Annotated in this window: 2 protein-coding genes; both read left to right on the forward strand. The window is 27.1% G+C overall.

Going from position 1 to position 1,311, the window contains the following annotated elements:
- The coding region (locus ELQ12_RS09660; protein ID WP_193551334.1) for a hypothetical protein at positions 1 to 360 on the forward strand (360 nt) is incomplete at its 5' end.
- A 235-nt stretch (positions 361 to 595) separates the two neighbouring features.
- A partial coding sequence (locus ELQ12_RS09665; protein WP_126235711.1) for a hypothetical protein occupies positions 596 to 1,311 on the forward strand: 716 nt, incomplete at its 3' end.

Here is a 1,311-nt window from a genome sequence, read left to right on the forward strand (position 1 = left end):
ATCTTAGAAGATGAAGATAGAAAACAAGAGCTTTATGTTTGTAAATTTGTGGTGGTAAATGGGGTTAGTGAAAACAATACTCAAGAAATTATCCCTGATAATGTTATAAGAATACAAACACAAGATGGCAGTGGGGAGTTTATTGAGATAGTATTTCCTAGTCAATTAGAACTCAATGATAAACCTTTGGAAGATGTGAGTTATACATTTGTTCCGGCTTTAAGAGGTTTATATTCAATGTTTAAAATTACAAGTAGACTTAATAGTGGTTTAACGCGACAAGAAGTAGTGAAAATTATTGAAAAACTACAAAAAGGTAGCAGTGGGAATATTCGCCTTTTGAAAAATAAAAAGAATTAGATGAACTGTGGCAAAAATTAATAAAAAATGCCACAAAGTTAGAAGAAAAATATATTCCTATAAAAAATCATAAAACAGGACAAATTACGCAAGAAAAATTTATAAGATATAAATTGAATGATGGAATTGATATTATATACAGAACAGGTTCTGGAAGTGGGGGAGAAACAATAAATATTTATGGTAAAAATCCAAAGCTCAATAAAACTATTCATATTAAACCATAGGAATAAAAGTGAAAAGAATAAAAGTAATATATGCAATGGGTAATCCTATTTTTTCTTATAAAGAAAAAGATGATATAGGATATAAAAGTTATGAAAATTTAAGTAAAGTATTAAATAATAAACCATATTTTTCTGAAATGGATTTACTTTTAGAATATTTAAGATACACAACAAAAACAGATATTCTCTTAGCATTTGAATATTTATTATTAAAACTTATTGATGATGAATTTTTTGCAAGACATGAAATAGATGCAAATATCATTCAATTTTATAATATTGATAGTCTTAACAACACTCCTTCTTTAAATACACCCAAACCTACCTATATAAGTGAATATATTAATGTCTTGGGGCAACTTTTTCTAGCAGGTTATATAGATTTTGGATCTTATTGTGATGAAGATAGAAATAAAATAGATTATCCCTCAAACTTATCTTATTATAAAGAAGATAAATATCAAGCTTGGATATATTTTAGAGATAATTTTTTTTATAAAGAAAGATTTGAAAGAAATTTGAATGATGATATTATTGTAGATGGATGTAGCACAATGTTTTCTCCCACTTCTTGGGATACACCACAATATTGGTCACAATACAATATCTGGATAGCAACAACCCCAAAAGGCACAAAATACTTCCAAGAAATCTTAGCTCCTAAATTTTACAACAAATACAAAGATTTAGAAGTAGAGATTGATGATAAGGGTAATGTGCTTAG

Origin of the sequence: Campylobacter sp. US25a (genome assembly GCF_004379075.1) — a bacterium.
In the GTDB taxonomy this organism is placed as follows: domain Bacteria; phylum Campylobacterota; class Campylobacteria; order Campylobacterales; family Campylobacteraceae; genus Campylobacter_D; species Campylobacter_D jejuni.